The 17,810-nt window shown below is 70.6% G+C and carries 17 protein-coding genes; 6 read left to right on the forward strand and 11 right to left on the reverse strand.

The window, feature by feature from the left end; translation table 11 throughout:
* Nucleotides 1–227: 227 nt before the first annotated feature.
* From FGF04_RS24900 to FGF04_RS24925, 6 genes are all read right to left on the reverse strand, one after another.
* Nucleotides 228–965, reverse strand: a complete 738-nt coding sequence (locus FGF04_RS24900) for a TerD family protein (protein ID WP_149513481.1) — start codon at nt 963–965, stop codon at nt 228–230.
* Nucleotides 966–1,081: 116 nt separating this feature from the next.
* Nucleotides 1,082–2,227, reverse strand: coding sequence for a DUF475 domain-containing protein (locus FGF04_RS24905; protein ID WP_149513482.1), 1,146 nt, complete (start codon nt 2,225–2,227; stop codon nt 1,082–1,084).
* Nucleotides 2,228–2,427: 200 nt separating this feature from the next.
* Nucleotides 2,428–3,003 carry a TerD family protein gene (locus tag FGF04_RS24910; protein WP_149513483.1) on the reverse strand — a complete coding sequence of 192 codons (576 nt, stop codon included), beginning with the start codon at nt 3,001–3,003 and terminating at the stop codon, nt 2,428–2,430.
* A gap of 149 nt (nt 3,004–3,152) precedes the next feature.
* Complete coding sequence (locus tag FGF04_RS24915; protein ID WP_149513484.1) at nt 3,153–3,728, reverse strand: TerD family protein; 576 nt, start codon at nt 3,726–3,728, stop codon at nt 3,153–3,155.
* A 173-nt stretch (nt 3,729–3,901) separates the two neighbouring features.
* A complete protein-coding gene (locus tag FGF04_RS24920) occupies nt 3,902–4,369 on the reverse strand; it encodes a peroxiredoxin (protein ID WP_149513485.1) in 468 nt (155 codons plus the stop codon).
* Between the two features lie 210 nt (nt 4,370–4,579).
* Nucleotides 4,580–5,017 carry a DUF3052 domain-containing protein gene (locus FGF04_RS24925; protein ID WP_188114209.1) on the reverse strand — a complete coding sequence of 146 codons (438 nt, stop codon included), beginning with the start codon at nt 5,015–5,017 and terminating at the stop codon, nt 4,580–4,582.
* Between the two features lie 496 nt (nt 5,018–5,513).
* Between FGF04_RS24925 and aceE the strand changes: the two genes are divergently transcribed.
* Nucleotides 5,514–8,261: a pyruvate dehydrogenase (acetyl-transferring), homodimeric type gene (aceE, locus tag FGF04_RS24935; RefSeq protein ID WP_149513487.1), complete on the forward strand. Its 2,748-nt coding sequence runs from the start codon at nt 5,514–5,516 to the stop codon at nt 8,259–8,261.
* 248 nt (nt 8,262–8,509) lie between these two features.
* Here aceE and FGF04_RS24940 read toward each other — a convergent pair whose 3' ends face one another.
* A complete protein-coding gene (locus tag FGF04_RS24940) occupies nt 8,510–8,845 on the reverse strand; it encodes a small hydrophobic protein (protein ID WP_149513488.1) in 336 nt (111 codons plus the stop codon).
* Nucleotides 8,846–9,152: 307 nt separating this feature from the next.
* On the reverse strand, nt 9,153–10,769 hold the full coding sequence (locus FGF04_RS24945) for an MFS transporter (RefSeq protein ID WP_149513489.1): 1,617 nt from the start codon (nt 10,767–10,769) through the stop codon (nt 9,153–9,155).
* Between the two features lie 162 nt (nt 10,770–10,931).
* Here FGF04_RS24945 and FGF04_RS24950 point away from each other — a divergent pair, with 162 nt between their 5' ends.
* From FGF04_RS24950 to FGF04_RS24960, 3 genes are all read left to right on the forward strand, one after another.
* Nucleotides 10,932–11,642 (forward strand): TetR family transcriptional regulator, encoded by a 711-nt coding sequence (locus FGF04_RS24950; RefSeq protein WP_149513490.1) that lies wholly within the window; start codon nt 10,932–10,934, stop codon nt 11,640–11,642.
* Nucleotides 11,643–11,745: 103 nt separating this feature from the next.
* Nucleotides 11,746–12,978 (forward strand): alpha/beta hydrolase, encoded by a 1,233-nt coding sequence (locus FGF04_RS24955; RefSeq protein ID WP_149513491.1) that lies wholly within the window; start codon nt 11,746–11,748, stop codon nt 12,976–12,978.
* A gap of 58 nt (nt 12,979–13,036) precedes the next feature.
* Nucleotides 13,037–13,918, forward strand: coding sequence for a DUF4429 domain-containing protein (locus FGF04_RS24960; protein WP_188114246.1), 882 nt, complete (start codon nt 13,037–13,039; stop codon nt 13,916–13,918).
* A 207-nt stretch (nt 13,919–14,125) separates the two neighbouring features.
* Here the strand turns inward: FGF04_RS24960 and FGF04_RS24965 are convergent, their stop codons facing one another.
* Complete coding sequence (locus FGF04_RS24965; RefSeq protein WP_149513493.1) at nt 14,126–15,142, reverse strand: aldo/keto reductase; 1,017 nt, start codon at nt 15,140–15,142, stop codon at nt 14,126–14,128.
* A complete protein-coding gene (locus FGF04_RS24970) occupies nt 15,139–15,603 on the reverse strand; it encodes a MerR family transcriptional regulator (RefSeq protein ID WP_149513494.1) in 465 nt (154 codons plus the stop codon). The genes FGF04_RS24965 and FGF04_RS24970 overlap by 4 nt, the downstream gene beginning before the upstream one ends.
* 110 nt (nt 15,604–15,713) lie before the next feature.
* Between FGF04_RS24970 and FGF04_RS24975 the strand changes: the two genes are divergently transcribed.
* Together FGF04_RS24975 and FGF04_RS24980 are read left to right on the forward strand one after the other, a co-directional pair.
* Nucleotides 15,714–16,184 carry a GNAT family N-acetyltransferase gene (locus FGF04_RS24975; protein WP_149513495.1) on the forward strand — a complete coding sequence of 157 codons (471 nt, stop codon included), beginning with the start codon at nt 15,714–15,716 and terminating at the stop codon, nt 16,182–16,184.
* A gap of 64 nt (nt 16,185–16,248) precedes the next feature.
* On the forward strand, nt 16,249–17,070 hold the full coding sequence (locus FGF04_RS24980; RefSeq protein WP_149513496.1) for a serine hydrolase domain-containing protein: 822 nt from the start codon (nt 16,249–16,251) through the stop codon (nt 17,068–17,070).
* Nucleotides 17,071–17,088: 18 nt separating this feature from the next.
* Here FGF04_RS24980 and FGF04_RS24985 read toward each other — a convergent pair whose 3' ends face one another.
* Nucleotides 17,089–17,751: a pirin family protein gene (locus FGF04_RS24985; RefSeq protein ID WP_149513842.1), complete on the reverse strand. Its 663-nt coding sequence runs from the start codon at nt 17,749–17,751 to the stop codon at nt 17,089–17,091.
* Nucleotides 17,752–17,810 lie beyond the last annotated feature (59 nt).

Genomic DNA, 17,810 nt, shown 5'->3' on the forward strand with positions numbered 1-17,810 from the left:
CCCCAGGGCCCCCAGTTCATCGGCCGCTGACCCCTCGTCCGCCTTTCAGGGGCGCGGGGAACGGCGCAATCTTTTGCTCTTAGGGGCGCGGGGAACTGCGCAGTCTTTTAGGGGCGCGGGGAACTGCGCGATCGGCCCCCACCGGGTCGCGGACGAGCCACGACCTGTAGCGCCCCGGCCGCAGGCCGTCCGTGGCTGGGCGCGCAGTTCCCCGCGCCCCTAAAAAATCAGCGGTCGGCCTTGGCCTTGTAGCCACGGCCCCACTGCAGCCCCCACCCGTAAAGACGGTCGAGCTCCGCCTGGAACCCGTACACGAACTTCACCTCGCGCCGCACCACCAGCTCGTTCTTCGCGTTCTCGATCATGACCACCGCACAGGACCGCGCCTGCGAGTGCCGCTCGTCGAGCCCGATCTCGATGCGCGGCCCGTTGCTCGGGTACAGCGTCACGATGGCGTGCGTACGGTCGAACGCCGGCGTCTGGTCGTAGATGTAGACGAATATCAGCAGCCGCTTGATCTGCTCGCGGTGGTCGAGGTTGACGAAGACCGTCTCGCCCGACCCGGAGCCGAAGCGGTCGTCACCGCTGAGCTTCACGTACGGCGGGCCGTTGAGGTCCCCCAGGAAGCCGCCGAGCGGCTGGACGACCCCCTTGGTGCCGTCGGCCAGCTCGTACATGCAGCCCAGGTCGAGGTCGACGTTGACCATGGACTGGGTGTGCGCCTGCACCACTTCCGGCTTCAGGGCCTTGAAGGGGTGCCGCAGCAGACTGCCCCGCTGCGGTCCGCCGATGTCGGAGGTCCGCATCCGCCAGGACAGGTTGATGCGGAGGTTGCCGGTGGCCGCGCCCTGCTTGGTGAGTGAGATCGTCTGGTGGCGCTTGGTCAGCTCGATGGCGTTGGTCGCCGCGCTGCCCGAGTCGAACTGCGTCGACCGTCCGCGCCACAGGTTCTCCCAGAACTTCATTCCCGCCCCCATACCTCTCCGTCGGCCCCGACGGCGATCGGGGCCCCACACGCGGGGCGGCCGCCGAGGACTCCTCGGCGGCCGCCCTCACAGAGCGTTCCTCAACCCGGCCGGTGTCACACCCCGGAGGAGACCTCTGTCTTGTCGTCCGAGGGGTCGGCCTTGCCCCCCGCGGCCTCCAGCGCCTTGTTGCGGCGCACGGAGGACCAGAAGGACCAGGCGATGAGGACGACCCCGATGAGGCCGGTGACGATCTCGTTGACCTCGAAGCGGATGGTGATCAGCAGGATGGCGGCCAGGGCGCCGATGGCGTAGTGGGCGCCGTGTTCCAGGTAGACGTAGTCGTCCAGGGTGCCCTGGCGGACCAGGTACACGGTGAGGGACCGGACGTACATCGCGCCGATGCCCAGGCCCAGCGCCATCAGGATGATGTCGTTGGTGATGGCGAAGGCGCCGATGACGCCGTCGAAGGAGAAGGACGCGTCCAGCACTTCGAGGTAGAGGAACATGAAGAAGGCGGCCTTGCCGACGAGGGCGCCGGCGGAGATCTCCTTGCCCTTGGCCCTGGCCTCCTCCTCGGCCTCGTGCTCGCGCTCCTCGGCCTCCTCCAGGCGGTTCTCGAAGAAGCCGGACAGACCGCCGACGACCAGGTACGTGATGAGGCCGGCGACGCCGGAGAGCAGGACCGTCTCGGTCTTGTCGGCGGATCCCGCGTGCAGGTGGGCGTGCGGGGCCAGGAACAGCGCGGTGATCAGCAGGAGGATCAGCGCGATGCACGCCGAGAGCATGTCGACCTTGCCGAGCTTGGCCAGCGGGCGCTCCAGCCAGCCCAGCCACTTGATGTCGCGGTCCTCGAAGATGAAGTCGAGGAAGATCATCAGCAGGAACATGCCACCGAAGGCGGCGATGGAGGGGTGGGCGTCGGTGACCAGTTCCTGGTAGCGGTCGGCGTCGTTGAGGGCGAGGTCGACGGCCTCGATGGGGCCGAGCGAGGCGCTGATCGCGACGATCACGACGGGGAAGATCAGCCGCATTCCGAAGACGGCGATGAGGATGCCGATGGTGAGGAAGATCTTCTGCCAGAAGGCACTCATCTTCTTCAGGATGCCGGCGTTGACCACCGCGTTGTCGAACGACAGCGAGATCTCCAGGATGGACAGGATCAGCACGATCCCGAAGGCGGTCCACCCGCCGATCAGCACTGCTGCGACCAGGCCGAGCGCGGTGACCGCGAACGACCAGCCGAAGGTTTTCAGAACCACTGGCTACCCAATCGTGAGGTTGGGGGGCTACCCCCGGACGAAGTCCGGAGGGGGTTTCCCCCCGCCGTACCCGGCTTTACGAAACATTGACCCCGAAGTCTAGAGGGCCGACCCCCCGGAGGAGAGGGCTGGGGCCGTCCCCCCGGAGAGTCGCAGGTCCAGCGGGTACGGATCCATGGGAAGCATGCGCCTTTCCCGCTTTACGAAACGTTGACCCCGAAGTCCAGGGCGATGCCGCGCAGCCCGGACGCGTACCCCTGGCCGACCGCGCGGAACTTCCACTCCCCGTTGTAGCGGTAGACCTCGCCGAAGATCATCGCGGTCTCGGTGGAGGCGTCCTCGGAGAGGTCGTAGCGGGCGAGCTCCTGGCCGTCGGCCTGGTTGACCACCCGGATGAACGCGTTGCTCACCTGGCCGAAGGTCTGGCCGCGGTTGTCGGCGTCGTGGATGGAGACCGGGAAGACGATCTTCTCCACGTTGGCGGGGACCTTGGACAGGTCGATGAGGATGGACTCGTCGTCGCCGTCGCCCTCGCCGGTGAGGTTGTCGCCGGTGTGCTCGACCGAGCCGTCCGGGCTCTTGAGCTGGTTGTAGAAGATGAACCACTCGTCGCCGAGCACCCGGCCCGCGTTGCACAGCAGTGCGCTGGCATCGAGGTCGAAGGGGGCTCCGGTGGTGGAGCGTGCGTCCCAGCCGAGCCCGATCATCACCTGGGTGAGGTTCGGTGCGGCCTTGGAGAGGGAGACATTGCCCCCCTTGGCGAGCGTGACGCCCATGTTTCTGGTCCTCTCCGGTCGAGCCGTTGGTTCGTGTGTGGCACTACCGCGTCCGGCGCCGCACCGGGAGGGTGCGGCGCCGGACGGGAAGGGTGGTGCTCCCGGGCCGGGCACGACACGACGGGCCCGGCCCCGGTGGACGGAACGGCTCAGACGTTGACGCCGAAGTCCTGCGCGATGCCGCGCAGGCCCGACGCGTACCCCTGGCCGATGGCGCGGAACTTCCACTCGGCGCCGTGGCGGTACAGCTCGCCGAAGACCATGGCGGTCTCCGTCGAGGCGTCCTCGGAGAGGTCGTACCGGGCGATCTCCGCCTCGCCGGCCTGGTTCACCACGCGGATGAACGCGTTGCGCACCTGGCCGAACGACTGCTGGCGGTTCTCGGCGTCGTAGATCGAGACCGGGAAGACGATCTTCTCGATGTCGGCCGGGACGGCCGCGAGGTTGACCTTGATCTGCTCGTCGTCGCCCTCGCCCTCACCGGTGGTGTTGTCACCGGTGTGCTCGACCGAGCCGTCGGGGCTCTTCAGGTTGTTGAAGAACACGAAGTTGGCGTCACTGCTGACCTTGCCGTCCGCGTTCGTCAGGATGGCGCTGGCGTCGAGGTCGAAGTCGGTACCGGTGGTGGTGCGGATGTCCCACCCCAGACCGATGATGACCGCGGTCAGGCCCGGGGCCTCCTTCGACAGCGATACGTTGCCGCCCTTGCTGAGGCTGACTCCCACGAGTCCTCCCATTGGTGTCCGGGGGCGGGAAGCCCCGTAGTGCGTTGGTATCGGATCAACGTGTCGATCCTAGTGAGAGGTTCCCCGTCCCCGCAGGCCCTGGGGCGGGAAGAATCCCGAAGTGTCGGCGTTCGGGCCCGCCGGCGCGCGGCGTCCGCGGGCCCGCGCCGGGCTCACAGGGCGTCGAGCGCCCGTACGTACGCGTCCAGGTCGCGCGCGTCCGGCAGGGCGTTGACGACGGTCCAGCGCACCACGCCCTCCTTGTCGATGACGAAGGTGCCGCGCACCGCGCAGCCCTTGTCCTCGGCGAAGACGCCGTACGCGCGCGAGACCTCGCCGTGCGGCCAGAAGTCCGACAGCAGCGGGTACTCCAGGCCCTCCTGGTCGGCGAAGACGCGCAGGGTGGGCACCGAGTCGTTCGAGACGGCGAGGAGCTGGGTGTCGCGGTCGGCGAACCGCGGCAGGTTGTCGCGCAGCTCGCACAGTTCGCCGGTGCAGACGCCGGTGAAGGCGAAGGGGTAGAAGAGCAGCACGACGTTCTTCTCGCCGCGGAAGTCGGAGAGCCGCACGGTGGCGCCGTGGTTGTCCTTGAGCGCGAAGTCCGGGGCCTTGCTGCCGACCGCGAGCGCCTCGATGGCCATGGTCCTGCGTCCCTTCCGTCGGATCAGTCTGTTCGGGTGACACCCACCCTACGCAGAGTCCCCACGGAGCCCCGTAAGGGGCGCGGGGAACTGCGCGACCGGCCACGACGGCCCCGCAGCCGACGCACCGCCCGCCGCGCGGCCCGCAGGGCCAACGGACGAGGCCCCCGCCGACAGAGTCGGCGGGGGCCTCCTGGCCTCGGCTGCGCCTCAGCGCTTCTTGGCGGCCGTCTTCGGCGTCGCCAGCTTCGTGCCGCTCCAGTCCTTCCCCACGCTGATGCCCTTGGTCTGGGACAGACCCGCGGTCGTCACGGCTTCGGCGATGTCGCTGGGCTCCACATAACCGTCCCGGCCGGTCTTGGGCGTCAGCAGCAGGACGGCACCGCCCTCTTCGACGTACGTGGTGGCGTCCACCAGCGCGTCCGTCAGGTCGCCGTCGTCGTCTCGGAACCAGAGCACCACGGCGTCGGCGACGTCGTCGTACTCCTCGTCCATGAGCTCGCTGCCGATTGCTTCTTCAATGGCCGAGCGGAGCTCCTGGTCGACGTCATCGTCGAAGCCGATCTCCTGGACCACCTGCTCGGGCTGGAATCCCAGCCTGGCGGCCAGGCTCGTCCGCTCCTCCGCGTGGTCCGCGGTCGCGCTCACGGGTTGCCTCCTGATCATGTTCGGTAATGGGGTCCTCCCCGGCCCGGACGAAGCCGGGGCCTCGGGGAAGTTCAAGCCACGCGCGTGCGCGAAGCATTGGCCGTAGTCCACACGGGCGGGACGGATCGCGCAAGTACCCGGCCGTCGAGACCGCCGAAACGGTGACGATCCAGGCGGTGTCGCCGCAACTCCAGTCAGGGAATCACAGCCTCAGGTGACACACACCACACCAATCTGCCCTGTTTGTGAATTCAGGAACCCTACGAGGGTACGAGACTCGAATGCCTTTGCGGTTTGCGTCATGGGTCGGGCGTATCGTTGCGATGTGACGGATCCGCCCTGGGGAGAACAGGACGAACGTGTCGGTTACCTCTCGGTGGAGATGACGTTTCCGTTCCCGAGGTACACGATGGGGAACGGCGCAGGCACCCAGGAAACCAGAGAAAAACCAGAGAAAAAACCGAGAAGAAGCGGCCCCCCAGAGCGAAGGAACAGCGTGGCTTCCGGACCCGATCGCAACCCGATCATCATTGGCGGCCTTCCGAGTCAGGTCCCTGACTTCGATCCAGAAGAGACCCAGGAGTGGCTCGACTCCCTCGACGCCGCCGTCGACGAGCGCGGCCGGGAGCGGGCCCGCTACCTCATGCTGCGGCTGATCGAGCGGGCCCGCGAGAAGCGCGTCGCCGTGCCCGAGATGCGCAGCACCGACTACGTCAACACCATCGCCACCAAGGACGAGCCGTTCTTCCCCGGCAACGAGGAGATCGAGCGCAAGATCCTGAACGCGACCCGCTGGAACGCGGCCGTGATGGTGTCCAGGGCCCAGCGCCCCGGGATCGGCGTCGGCGGCCACATCGCCACCTTCGCGTCCTCCGCCTCGCTGTACGACGTGGGCTTCAACCACTTCTTCCGCGGCAAGGACGAGGGCGACGGCGGCGACCAGATCTTCTTCCAGGGGCACGCCTCCCCCGGCATCTACGCCCGCGCCTTCCTGCTGGACCGCCTCGACGAGGCGCAGCTGGACGGCTTCCGGCAGGAGAAGTCGCGGGCCCCGCACGCGCTGTCCTCGTACCCGCACCCGCGCTCCATGCCGGACTTCTGGGAGTTCCCGACCGTCTCCATGGGCCTGGGTCCGCTCGGCGCGATCTTCCAGGCGCGGATGAACCGCTACATGGAGGCGCGCGGGATCGCGGACACCTCGAAGTCCCACGTCTGGGCGTTCCTCGGGGACGGCGAGATGGACGAGCCGGAGTCGCTCGGCCAGCTGTCCATCGCGGCGCGCGAGGGCCTGGACAACCTCACCTTCGTCGTCAACTGCAACCTCCAGCGCCTCGACGGCCCCGTGCGCGGCAACGGCAAGATCATCCAGGAGCTGGAGTCGCAGTTCCGGGGCGCCGGCTGGAACGTCGTCAAGCTGGTCTGGGACCGCAGTTGGGACCCGCTGCTCGCGCAGGACCGCGACGGCGTGCTCGTCAACAAGCTGAACACCACGCCCGACGGCCAGTTCCAGACGTACGCCACCGAGACCGGCGCGTACATCCGCGAGCACTTCTTCGGCGGCGACCACCGGCTGCGCGCCATGGTCGAGAACATGACGGACGACCAGATCCTGCACCTGGGCCGCGGCGGCCACGACCACCGCAAGGTCTACGCGGCCTTCGCGGCGGCCAAGGCGCACAAGGGCCAGCCGACCGTGGTGCTCGCCCAGACGGTCAAGGGCTGGACGCTCGGCCCGAACTTCGAGGGCCGCAACGCCACGCACCAGATGAAGAAGCTGACGGTCGCCGACCTCAAGGGCTTCCGCGACCGGCTGCACCTGCCGATCTCCGACAAGGAGCTGGAGTCCGGCGCGCCGCCGTACTACCACCCGGGCCGGGACTCGGAGGAGATCCAGTACATGCACGACCGCCGCAAGGGCAACGGCGGGTACGTCCCGACGCGCGTCGTGCGGTCGAAGCCGCTGGCGCTGCCCGAGGACAAGACGTACGCGAGTGTGAAGAAGGGCTCCGGTCAGCAGTCGATCGCCACGACCATGGCGTTCGTCCGGCTGCTCAAGGACCTCATGCGGGACAAGGAGATCGGCAAGCGGTTCGTGCTGATCGCGCCGGACGAGTACCGCACCTTCGGCATGGACTCGTTCTTCCCGAGCGCGAAGATCTACAACCCGCTCGGGCAGCAGTACGAGGCGGTGGACCGGGAACTGCTCCTCGCCTACAAGGAGTCGCCGACGGGACAGATGCTGCACGACGGCATCTCCGAGGCGGGCTGCACGGCCTCCCTGATCGCGGCGGGCTCGGCGTACGCCACGCACGGCGAGCCGCTCATCCCGGTGTACGTCTTCTACTCGATGTTCGGTTTCCAGCGCACCGGCGACCAGTTCTGGCAGATGGCCGACCAGTTGGCGCGCGGGTTCGTCCTGGGCGCGACCGCGGGACGCACGACCCTGACCGGTGAGGGGCTGCAGCACGCCGACGGGCACTCGCAGCTGCTCGCCTCAACGAACCCGGCGTGCGTGGCGTACGACCCGGCGTACGGGTTCGAGATCGCGCACATCGTGCAGGACGGGCTGCGGCGGATGTACGGCTCCTCCGAGGAGCACCCGCACGGCGAGGACGTCTTCTACTACCTCACCGTCTACAACGAGCCGATCCAGCACCCGGCCGAGCCGGCGGACGTCGACGTCGAGGGCATCCTCAAGGGCATCCACCGCTTCGCGCCCGGGACCTCGGGCTCCGTCCCGGCGCAGATCATGGCGTCCGGCGTGGCGGTGCCGTGGGCGGTCGAGGCGCAGCGGATCCTCGCCGAGGACTGGGACGTACGGGCCGACGTGTGGTCGGCGACCTCCTGGAACGAGCTGCGGCGCGAGGCGGTTGAGGTGGAACGGCACAATCTGCTGCACCCGGAGGAGGAGCAGCGCGTCCCCTATGTGACGCGCAAGCTCTCGGGTGCCGAGGGGCCGTTCGTGGCCGTCTCCGACTGGATGCGGTCGGTGCCGGACCAGATCTCGCGGTGGGTGCCGGGGACGTACCAGTCCCTGGGGGCCGACGGGTTCGGCTTCGCCGACACCCGCGGGGCCGCCCGGCGGTTCTTCCACATCGACGCGCAGTCGATCGTGGTGGGGGTGCTGACGGAGCTGGCGCGTGAGGGGAAGGTGGACCGGTCGGTGCTGAAGCAGGCGGTCGACCGGTACCAGTTGCTGGACGTGTCCGCGGCGGATCCGGGCGCCGCGGGCGGGGACGCCTAGGCCTTCTTGGCCCCGGCCCGGCGCGGCGCGGTTCGTGTGTCGGGTGCGGGTGCGTCGTGGCTGGTCGCGCAGTTCCCCGCGCCCCTCAAAAGCGGGGCTGCGCCCCGGCTTTTGTCTTTAGGGGCGCGGGGAACTGCGCGATCAGCCCCCACCGGGCCGCAGACAACGGTCAGCCGGCAGCAGGGGCAGTAAAAAAATGTCCCCGCGTCCCCTGAAAGGGGCGCGGGGACATTGAATGGTGGGCGGTGTCAGAACATCATTCCGCCCGTGCCCGTCGTCCCGGCCATCCAGACGATGGCCAGAAGCGTGTCGATCGCACCGAGTACCACGGCGATCAGTGCCGGCATGTTGCGCGTGCCGCTCCAGCGGCGGCCCATGGCCAGCCAGCCGCAGATGATCGCGGCCGGGCCGAGGACGATCCCCAGTACGAAGAAACCGGCGACCGCGCAGATGACACCGATGATTCCGAGCGTCGCGCTGTCCGGCCCTCCCCCAACCTTCGGCCGGGGGGACCCCCATCGTGACCCCGTACGGCTACGCGAGCGAGGGTGTTTGCGCGTGGTGTGGCCGAAGCCCGCCATCATCAACTCCCTGGACCTCTGAGCCGACCGTCTGCCGGTCGGTTCTGGCTCGAAATCCGGGTACCCCGGTCGTCCCGCTTCAGACCCGTACTTCTTTTCACCGGTCGCGCGTCGACGGTGGGGCGTGCCGTCCCCCTCCGGCGGCACGCCCCACCGTCAACCGAACTGCCCGTTCCGTGCGGATCAGTTGAGAACACTCTGACCCGTGACCCGCGCAATATGAAAGTCATACCGAAAGGTCTCACCCAGATAGGCGAAAGCCCCGCCGGACAACTCGGCGGGGCTGTAAAGGAGATGACGGAGCAGGCCCCTAGATGTGGCCGACTCCCCCGCCCGCCTCCGCGTTGACGCCGCGCTTGGTGAGCAGGGCGACGAAGATCGCGACGACCGCCACACCGGCCGCGACGAGGCTCGCCAGGCTCATCCCGGAGATGAACGTGTCGTGCGCGACGTCCGTGATCCTGGCCGCGACCTCCGGCGGGGTGTCCGGCGCCACCGGCGCGGCACCGACCTGGACCGCCTCGGCGGCCTGGTCGAGCTGCTCCGGCGCGAGCTTCGGCAGCCCCGCCTGCGCCCAGTTGCCCGCGAGGTCGTTGTCGACCTTGGAGGCCATCACGGCGCCCAGGACCGCGGTGCCGAGGCTTCCGCCGATCTGCATGGCGGCCTGCTGGAGGCCTCCCGCGACACCGGAGAGCTCCATCGGCGCGTTGCCCACGATGACCTCGGTGGCGCCGACCATGACGGGCGCGAGGCCGAGGCCCAGCAGGGCGAACCAGATCGACATGACGGCGCTGCCGGTGTCCGTGTCCAGCGTCGAGATGCCGAACATGGCGACGGCCGTGAACGCCATGCCGCCCGCGAGCGGGATGCGCGGCCCGGTCCTGCCGATCAGCCAGCCCGCCAGCGGGGAGCCGACGATCATCATGCCGGTGAGCGGCAGCAGGTGCAGGCCCGCGTCGACCGGGCTCATCCCGTGCACGTTCTGCAGGTAGAAGGTGACGAAGAACAGGCCGCCGAGGAAGGCGATCGCCATCAGCACCATCAGGACCACACCGGCCGACAGCGGTACGGAACGGAAGAGGGCGAGCGGGATGAGCGGCTCGCGCACCCGGTTCTCCCAGAACGCGAACAGGGCGAAGCCGAGGACCGAGATGCCGATGAAGCTCCAGGTCAGACCGGCTCCCCAGCCCCACTCCGGGGCCTTGATGAGCGCCCAGACCAAACAGAACATGGCGCCGGACAGCAGGCCGATGCCGAGCAGGTCGAAGGAGCGCGGCGCCTTGGCCGCGCGGTGGTCGGTCAGGATCACCACGCCGAGGACGACCGCGAGGACGCCGACCGGCACGTTGATGAAGAAGACGGACTGCCAGCTGACGTGCTCGACGAGCACCCCGCCGAGGATCGGGCCGCCTGCGGTGGAGGCGCCGATGACCATGCCCCAGATGCCGATCGCCATGTTCAGCTTCTCGGCCGGGAAGGTGGCCCGCAGCAGGCCGAGCGCGGCCGGCATCAGCAGCGCGCCGAACAGGCCCTGGAGCACCCGGAAGACGACCACCCAGGCGATGCTGTCGGAGAGCCCGATGGCCCCCGAGGCCGCCGCGAAGCCGACCACGCCTATCAGGAAGGTCTGGCGGTGGCCGAACCGGTCGCCGAGCTTGCCGGCCGTGATCAGCGTGACGGCCAGCGCGAGGAAGTAGCCGTTCGTGATCCACTGGACCTCGGCGAAGGTGGCGCCGAGATCCTTCTGGATGGCCGGGTTCGCGATGGCGACGATGGTGCCGTCCAGGGCCACCATCATGACGCCCACGGCCACGGTGATCAGGGTGAACCACGGGTGGCCGCGCAGGCCCTTGGCCGGGGCCGGTCCGGGTCCCGCCGGAACCTCGTCGGCGGGGCCCGTCTTGTCGACGGTGGTCTGACTAGTCATGCGTTCGAGGTTAGTGACAGCCGCTGACACTTGACAAACCAATTCACACGTCAGTAACTGACACGTCATCCCCCGTGCGGTTACGCCGGACCGACGGCCGTGCGCGTGCCACCGGGAGTCCTCCGCGGGCATGATGGTCGCCGCGGGACGAGAAGGGGAGTCATGGAGACGGCGTCACGACCGGGGCTGCGCGAGCGCAAGAAGCAGCGCACCAGGGACGCGCTGGTGCGGGCCGCCCTGGAGCTGTTCACGGCCAACGGTTACGAGCGGACCACCGTCGACGAGATCGTGGAGGCCGTCGACGTCTCGCAGCGCACCTTCTTCCGGTACTTCGCCGGCAAGGAGGAGGCCGCCTTCGCCGTCCAGACGACGGTGGAGGCGCACTTCCTCGAAGCGGTGCGCCGGCGCCCGCCCCACGAGGCCCCGTCGCAGGCGCTGCGCCAGGCCGTCCTGGCGAACTGGGACACCATCGGGGAGACCATCGAGTCGGTCGTCCCGATCGAACTGCACCTGCGGACCTTCCGGTTGATCGAGTCGACACCCGCCCTGCTCGCCGTCCACCTGCGCCGCCAGGAAGGGCTGGAGGAACAGCTCGCCCAAACGATCGCGGAGCGCGAGGGCGTCGACGTGGACGCCGATCCGCGTCCGCGCGTCGTGGTGGCCCTGTTCGGCGGTGTGATGCGGCTGGCGGGCCGCGCGTGGGGCGCGGGCGAGGACTTCAGCGTGGCCGCGATGCGCGAGCTGACCACGTCCTACCTGGACCAGATGGGCCCCGCGCTGGCGACGGACTGGCGCACGCGCGACGGGGAGGGTTCCGGACGCGACGGCGGGCACGGTCGCAGCGGTGGGGACGGCCGCGGGGACACGGAGTAACTTCGGCCGCCCGCAGGGGCATGCCCCGATCGTCCCGATGAAAACGTGATCCGCGTCACTCGGTTAACGCGAGACCCTCCCGTTCTCCTAGTGTGTCCTTTCAGTGACTTCCTTCGACTCCACCCCCCAACTCAACGTCTGGCGCATGCTGCTCGCGCTGGCCGTGGTGTTCGTGATGCTCGGGACCACCGGCTGGACCGCGGTGCGCAACCACCGCGGGGCGGCCACCCCCCTCGCGGCCTCCCGGGCCGCATGGGAACGCGGCCACCTGGACGGACACCGGCTGCCGGACCCGGACAGCACGACACCGGTCCGGCTCGCCCAGTTCTTCGCCTCGCTCGACGCGCGGCAGCGGGCAGGACTCGCCGCCCGCTACCCGCTCGCGGTCGGCAACATGAACGGCGCCCCCGTCGCCCTGCGGTACCGCGCCAACCGCATCGCCCTGGACCGGGCACGCAGGACCGAGCTCAAGCGCACGCGCGACAGCCGGCTCTCCGCGGGCGGCCAGTACGACGCGGGCCGCCGCATGCACCGCTACGAAGCATTGATGGCGAAGGGCCGCCGCATCCTCGCCTTCGACCCGATGGGTCCGGGCCGGGTCGCGGAGGTCTTCGGCGACCTCGCACGGGCCGAGCGGGTCTCGGTCGTGGTGCCCGGCGTCGACACCGACCTGCTGACCTTCCAGCGCACCGAGCGCAGGTACACGGCGCCCGTCGGCATGGCGAAGGCCCTGTACGGCGCGGAGCGCGAGGCGAGCCCCGGGACGCGTACGGCCGTCATCGCGTGGGCCGACTACACGACGCCGAGCGGACTGGGCATGGACGCCGCCACCGGTGTCCGCGCCGCGGAGGGCGCGGTCCGCCTCGGCGCCCTCGTGCGCGCGCTGCCCGGCCGCTCGCGCGTCGCGCTGTACTGCCACAGCTACGGGTCCGTGGTCTGCGGGGTCGCCGCGCGCTCCCTGCCGCCGCGGGTCTCCGACATAGCGGTCGCGGGCAGCCCGGGCATGCGGGTCGAGCGGGCCTCGCAGCTGCGTACCGCGGCGCGGGTGTGGGCCGTACGGGACGCGGACGACTGGATCGAGGACGTACCGCACCTGGAGTTCGGCGGGCTCGGACACGGCGCCGACCCGATGTCCCCCGAGTTCGGGGCGCGGGTGCTGTCCGCGCGCGGGGCGAAGGGCCACACCGGGTACTTCGAGCCCGGCACCGACAGCCTGCGGAACTTCGCCGAGATCGGAATTGGCGCGTACCGCGCGGTTCGCTGCGCGCACGAGGAACGCGAGGACGACGTGTGCCGCAAGGGTCTGTCCGGCGCGGCCGGAGCCGGACGCGCGTAGAGGACGGCGAAAGTGCGGTCTGCTCAGGGAGGGGACTAGGAAGCACATGCCGCATACGATGGCCCGCATGGGTGACGTACTGGCCGGATTTCATGCCGCCTGGGAGTTCGGGTCCGACTCCGTGCTCATCCGCTTCGAACGGGGGATCCGCACGCCGAAGCTGTTCCAGGCGCTCGGTGAGCGGCGCATCCCGCTCGACGCGATCGCCGGGGTGACGCTGACGCCCGGCAAGCGCGGGACGGTCGTCCTGCGCGCCGAGCCGCGGCCGGGGGCGGACCCGCTGATGGAGGCGGCCGCGGGGCAGCTCAAGGAGGCGTCCGATCCCTACCGCCTCGTGCTGCCCGCCGAGCGGGAGACGCTCGCCGAGTACTACGCGGACGAGCTGCGCGCCGCGCTCGCGCCGGGGCACGCGGAGCCGGCCGAGCGCCATCTCGTGCGGGCGCCCGAAGCGCCGCTGCAGTTCAAGGCGTACGACGCGAAGGCGTCCTTCGACGGGAGGTCCGTGGTCTTCCGGTGGTTCTGGACGGGGGCCTCGTCCGCGAAGTGGAAGGCCGGCGACCAGACGTTCGCCGTGGCCGACCTGTGCGGGGTGGAGTGGCGCTCGCCCGAACTCTTCGAGGGGCACCTGCGGTTGGTGCGCCGCGCGGAGGGGGGTGCGGCGGCGGGGGCACCGGATCAGGATCCGGGTGCCGTCGTCTTCGGGCTGGGGTACGGGCCGGTGCACGAGTCGCTGCCGTTCGCGGCGGCCGTCCTGGCGGCGGTACGGGCGGGTGGGCCTGCGGCGCCCTCCGAGGGGGCCGCGGCGGTGACGGCTCCGGTCCGCCGGGATCCGGGGGACGTCGCCGAGCGGATCCGGCACCTGGGGGAGCTGCACTCGGCCGGGCTCGTCACGGATGACGAGTTCTCCTCGAAGAAGGCGGAGCTGCTCGCCGAGCTGTGAGGCCGGTTCGTCGGGTGCGGCCCTGCGGAGGCTGGTCGCGCAGTTCCCCGCGCCCCTGAGAAGCCCCTGCCGCGCGGAGTTCGTCGGGTGCGGCCGAGTGGGGGTTGCCCGCGCAGTTCCCCGCGCCCCTAAATACTTAGGGGCGCGGGGAACTGCGCGCTCGGCCCCCGCCGGGCCGCACCCGGCGAACAAGATCAGCGCGGGAGGCTACTCCCGGCTGGKCGCCGCGAAGGTCATGTCGGCGTAGCGGTCGCCCGCGACCCGCCCGGCGATCGCGTCCAGCACCGCCAGGTCGGCCTCGGTCAGAACGAGGCGCGTCGCCGCCGTGTTCTCCTCGACCCGCGCACGGCTGCGCGTGCCGGGGATCGGGACGACCGGCAAGCCGTGGACCGCCGCCCGCAGGTGCACCCACGCCAGCGCGACCTGCCCCGGGGACGCCCCGTGCGCCTTCGCCACCTCGCGGATCGGCTCCAGCAGCGCCCCGTTCGCCGCCGCGTTGTCGCCCGTGAACCGGGGCTGCCGGCGGCGGAAGTCGCCCTCGGTCAGGTCGCTGTCGGCGTTCGCGAAGGACCCGGTGAGGAAGCCCCGCCCGAGCGGCGAGTACGGGACCAGGGTCACGCCCAGCTCCCGGGCCGCCGCCACCACACTCGTCTCGACGTCCCGGCTGAACAGCGACCACTCCGACTGGACGGCCGCGATCGGGTGCACCGACTGCGCGGCCCGCAGCTCGGCGCCGGTCACCTCGCTGAGACCGAGCTGCTTGACCTTGCCCTCGCGGACCAGCTCGGCCATCACGCCGACGGTCTCCTCGACGGGGACGTTCACGTCACGCCGGTGCATGTAGTAGAGGTCGATCACGTCGACGCCCAGGCGCTCCAGGCTCGCCTCCACGGCCTGGCGGACGTACGGCGCGTCGTTGCGGATGATGCGCCGGTTCGGGTCGTCCGGCGGGATCGTCAGCGCGAACTTGGTCGCGACGACGACCTCGTCCCGGTGCGCCGCGAAGAACGGCGCCAGGAACCGTTCGTTGTCGCCCTGCCCGTAGGCGTCGGCGGTGTCGTACAGCGTGACGCCCAGTTCCAGCGCGCGCTCCAGCGTGGCCCGCGCCTCGCGGGCGTCCGTGGGCCCGTACGCGAAGCTCATGCCCATGCAGCCCAGGCCCTGCACCCCGACCTCGGGGCCGTCCGTGCCGAGCCGTGCCGTCGCGATCCTGCCGTCCGTCATCGGGACCCCTCCGACGCCAGGGCCCGCCCGGCGTCCGCGTAGAAACTGATCTTCCGGTCGAGCACGGCGAGGGTGTCCTGGAGCTCGGCGATCCGCGCCCGCACGTCCCGCCGGGTCGCCTCCAGGAGCTCGAAGCGCTCGGCGTACGTGTCGTCGCCCTCGCGCACCATCTCCGCGTACCGCACCATGTCGGCGACCGGCATCCCGGTCAGCCGCAGCTTGCCGACGAGGTCCAGCCAGTCGAGGTCGCGGTTGCGGTAGCGGCGCTGGCCGGTGTGCGAGCGGTCGATGTGCGGCATCAGCCCGATCCGCTCGTACCAGCGCAGGGTGTGGGCCGTCAGCCCGGTGAAGGCGACGACCTCGCTGATCGTGTACTGGTCCCGGCCGTCCGGACGCCGCGTGGCGCGCGGCGGGTCGGCACAGGTGTCGGTCCCGGGCTCCGTGGTCTCCATCACCGTCATGACCACCACGCTAAAACCTTGGAGTGCACTCCAAGCAAGCGGCTGCCGGTGAAATTCCGGCGACCGGAATTCCGGCGACAGGGGGCGCCGCGCCGACTACCGTGCCGATCATGAGCCTCATACGCCGCGCCGTGCCCGGGGACGCCGCCGAACTGCTCCGGCTGCGCCAGGTGCTGATCGACTCGATGCCCGGGGCGGATCCGTCCGCCGACTGGCAGGCCGAGTCCCTGACCACGGTACGGGGCCGGCTGGCCGACCCGGACGGGGGCTTCGCCGCCTTCGTGGTCGACCACCCGGAACGGGCGGGGGCGCTGGCGGCGCTGGTGGCGGGGACCCTGGAGTACCGCATCGGGCGGCCCCGGAACCCGCACGGGCGGATCGGGTACGTGTTCAGCGTCGCGACCGATCCCGGTCTGCGGCGGCGGGGGTACGCGCGGGCCTGCATGGAGGCGCTGGTGGAGTGGTTCCGGGAGGAGGGGGTCGGGCAGATCGACCTGACCGCCTCGCCGGAGGCCGTGCCGCTGTACGCGTCGATGGGGTTCGTCCGGACGCCGGATCCGCTGATGCGGTTGAAGTTCTGAGCGGCGGGGACCCCGTCCCCGTCCTCTGCGTCCTCTGCCGAACGGTGGACGTAGGCTCTGGACCATGTCCTTGCAGAGCCTCGCCCTGATCGAAGAGTGGCCCGTTCCCGCCGCCGCGGCGGCCGTCGTACGGGTGGACGGGACCGTCCTCGGGACCCACGGGCCCGTCGGCCGGCCCTTCGCGCTGGCCTCCGTCACCAAGCCGCTCGCCGCCTACGCCGTGCTCGTGGCGTACGAGGAGGGGGCCGTCGAGCTGGACGAGCCGGCCGGGCCCGAGGGGTCCACCGTGCGGCACCTGCTCGCGCACACCAGCGGGCTGGCCTTCGACGAGCACCGGGTGACGGCGCCCCCCGGGCAGCGGCGGCTGTACTCCAACGCCGGGTTCGAGCAGCTGGGCGACCACGTGGCGAAGGCGACGGAGATCCCCTTCGCCGAGTACGCGCGGCAGGCGGTGCTCGAACCGCTCGGGATGACGTCGACGGCCCTGGACGGCTCCCCCGCGAAGGACGGCGTGTCGACCGTCGAGGACCTGGTGCGGTTCGCCGCGGAGGTGCAGGCGCCGCGGCTGCTCGACCCGCGGACGGTCGCGGAGATGATGAGCGTGCAGTACCCGGGCACGAAGGGCGTCCTGCCCGGGTACGGCCACCAGAGCCCCAACGACTGGGGGCTCGGCTTCGAGATCCGCGACTCCAAGTCCCCGCACTGGACCGGGAGTTCGTCCTCCCCCCGTACCTTCGGGCACTTCGGCCAGTCCGGCACGTTCCTGTGGGTGGACCCGGACGCGGGGGCCGCCTGCGTGGCGCTGGCGGACCGGGCGTTCGGCCCGTGGGCGACCGAGGCGTGGCCGCCCTTCACCGACGCGGTGCTGGCCGAGCTGAGGGGCTGAGTCCCCTTCGCCGGGCCGTCAGCCGGCCGTCATCTCCCACAGCAGCACCTCCGCGGCGCCCCCGCTGCCGGCCACCGCCTCCAGGTCCTTGGCGTCCGTGACGCGTGCCGCGTCCCCGGCGCGCAGCGTCTCGCCGTCCAGCAGGACCTCGCCGCGCACCACATGCGCGTACAGCAGGCCCGCGTCCGGGACGGCGGTCCGCTCCCCCGGGGCCAGGCGCCGCACGTGCAGCATCGCGCCCGCCTCCGGGAGCGCGTACGGCGTCGAGTCGGCGATGCCGTGGACGATCTCGTACGCGGGGTCGCCGCCCGGCTCCAGCGGGGCCAGCCACATCTGGACGAAGCGCAGCGGCACCGGGCCGTCGTTGCGCTCGACGTGGCGGACCCCGCCCGCCGAGCTGAGGCGCTGGACGTCGCCGGGCCGTACGACCGACTCGTGGCCCGCGCTGTCCCGGTGGGTGAGCTCGCCCTCGACGACCCACGTGACGATCTCGGTGTGGCTGTGCGGGTGCTCGCCGAAGCCGGCGCCCGGCGCGAGGCGCTCCTCGTTGCAGGCGAGGACCGCGCCGAAGCGGAGGTTGTCCGGGTCGTAGTGCGGGCCGAAGGAGAAGGCGTGCAGGGACTCGATCCCGGCTGCCGGATCGCCTCCGCGGTAGCGCTCGTCGGCGCGCCGTACGTCCATCACATGTCCCACGGTAGACCCGTCGGGCGTGCGACCTGCGACCCTCTGCCGCATCCCCC

The sequence above is a fragment of the Streptomyces apricus genome, assembly GCF_008369065.1.
In the GTDB taxonomy this organism is placed as follows: domain Bacteria; phylum Actinomycetota; class Actinomycetes; order Streptomycetales; family Streptomycetaceae; genus Streptomyces; species Streptomyces apricus.

Excerpts from the sequence above, each read along its gene's own strand:
- FGF04_RS24900 (WP_149513481.1), bottom strand. The coding sequence starts at position 965 with ATGAAGTTCTGGGAGAACCTGTGGCGCGGACGGTCGACGCAGTTCGAC.
- FGF04_RS24985 (WP_149513842.1), bottom strand. The coding sequence starts at position 17,751 with ATGGACGTACGGCGCGCCGACGAGCGCTACCGCGGAGGCGATCCGGCA.
- FGF04_RS24920 (WP_149513485.1), bottom strand. The coding sequence starts at position 4,369 with ATGGCCATCGAGGCGCTCGCGGTCGGCAGCAAGGCCCCGGACTTCGCG.
- FGF04_RS24970 (WP_149513494.1), bottom strand. The coding sequence starts at position 15,603 with ATGACGGTGATGGAGACCACGGAGCCCGGGACCGACACCTGTGCCGAC.
- FGF04_RS24980 (WP_149513496.1), top strand. The coding sequence starts at position 16,249 with ATGTCCTTGCAGAGCCTCGCCCTGATCGAAGAGTGGCCCGTTCCCGCC.
- FGF04_RS24910 (WP_149513483.1), bottom strand. The coding sequence starts at position 3,003 with ATGGGCGTCACGCTCGCCAAGGGGGGCAATGTCTCCCTCTCCAAGGCC.
- FGF04_RS24960 (WP_188114246.1), top strand. The coding sequence starts at position 13,037 with ATGGCCCGCATGGGTGACGTACTGGCCGGATTTCATGCCGCCTGGGAG.
- FGF04_RS24950 (WP_149513490.1), top strand. The coding sequence starts at position 10,932 with ATGGAGACGGCGTCACGACCGGGGCTGCGCGAGCGCAAGAAGCAGCGC.
- FGF04_RS24940 (WP_149513488.1), bottom strand. The coding sequence starts at position 8,845 with ATGATGGCGGGCTTCGGCCACACCACGCGCAAACACCCTCGCTCGCGT.
- FGF04_RS24975 (WP_149513495.1), top strand. The coding sequence starts at position 15,714 with ATGAGCCTCATACGCCGCGCCGTGCCCGGGGACGCCGCCGAACTGCTC.
- FGF04_RS24945 (WP_149513489.1), bottom strand. The coding sequence starts at position 10,769 with ATGACTAGTCAGACCACCGTCGACAAGACGGGCCCCGCCGACGAGGTT.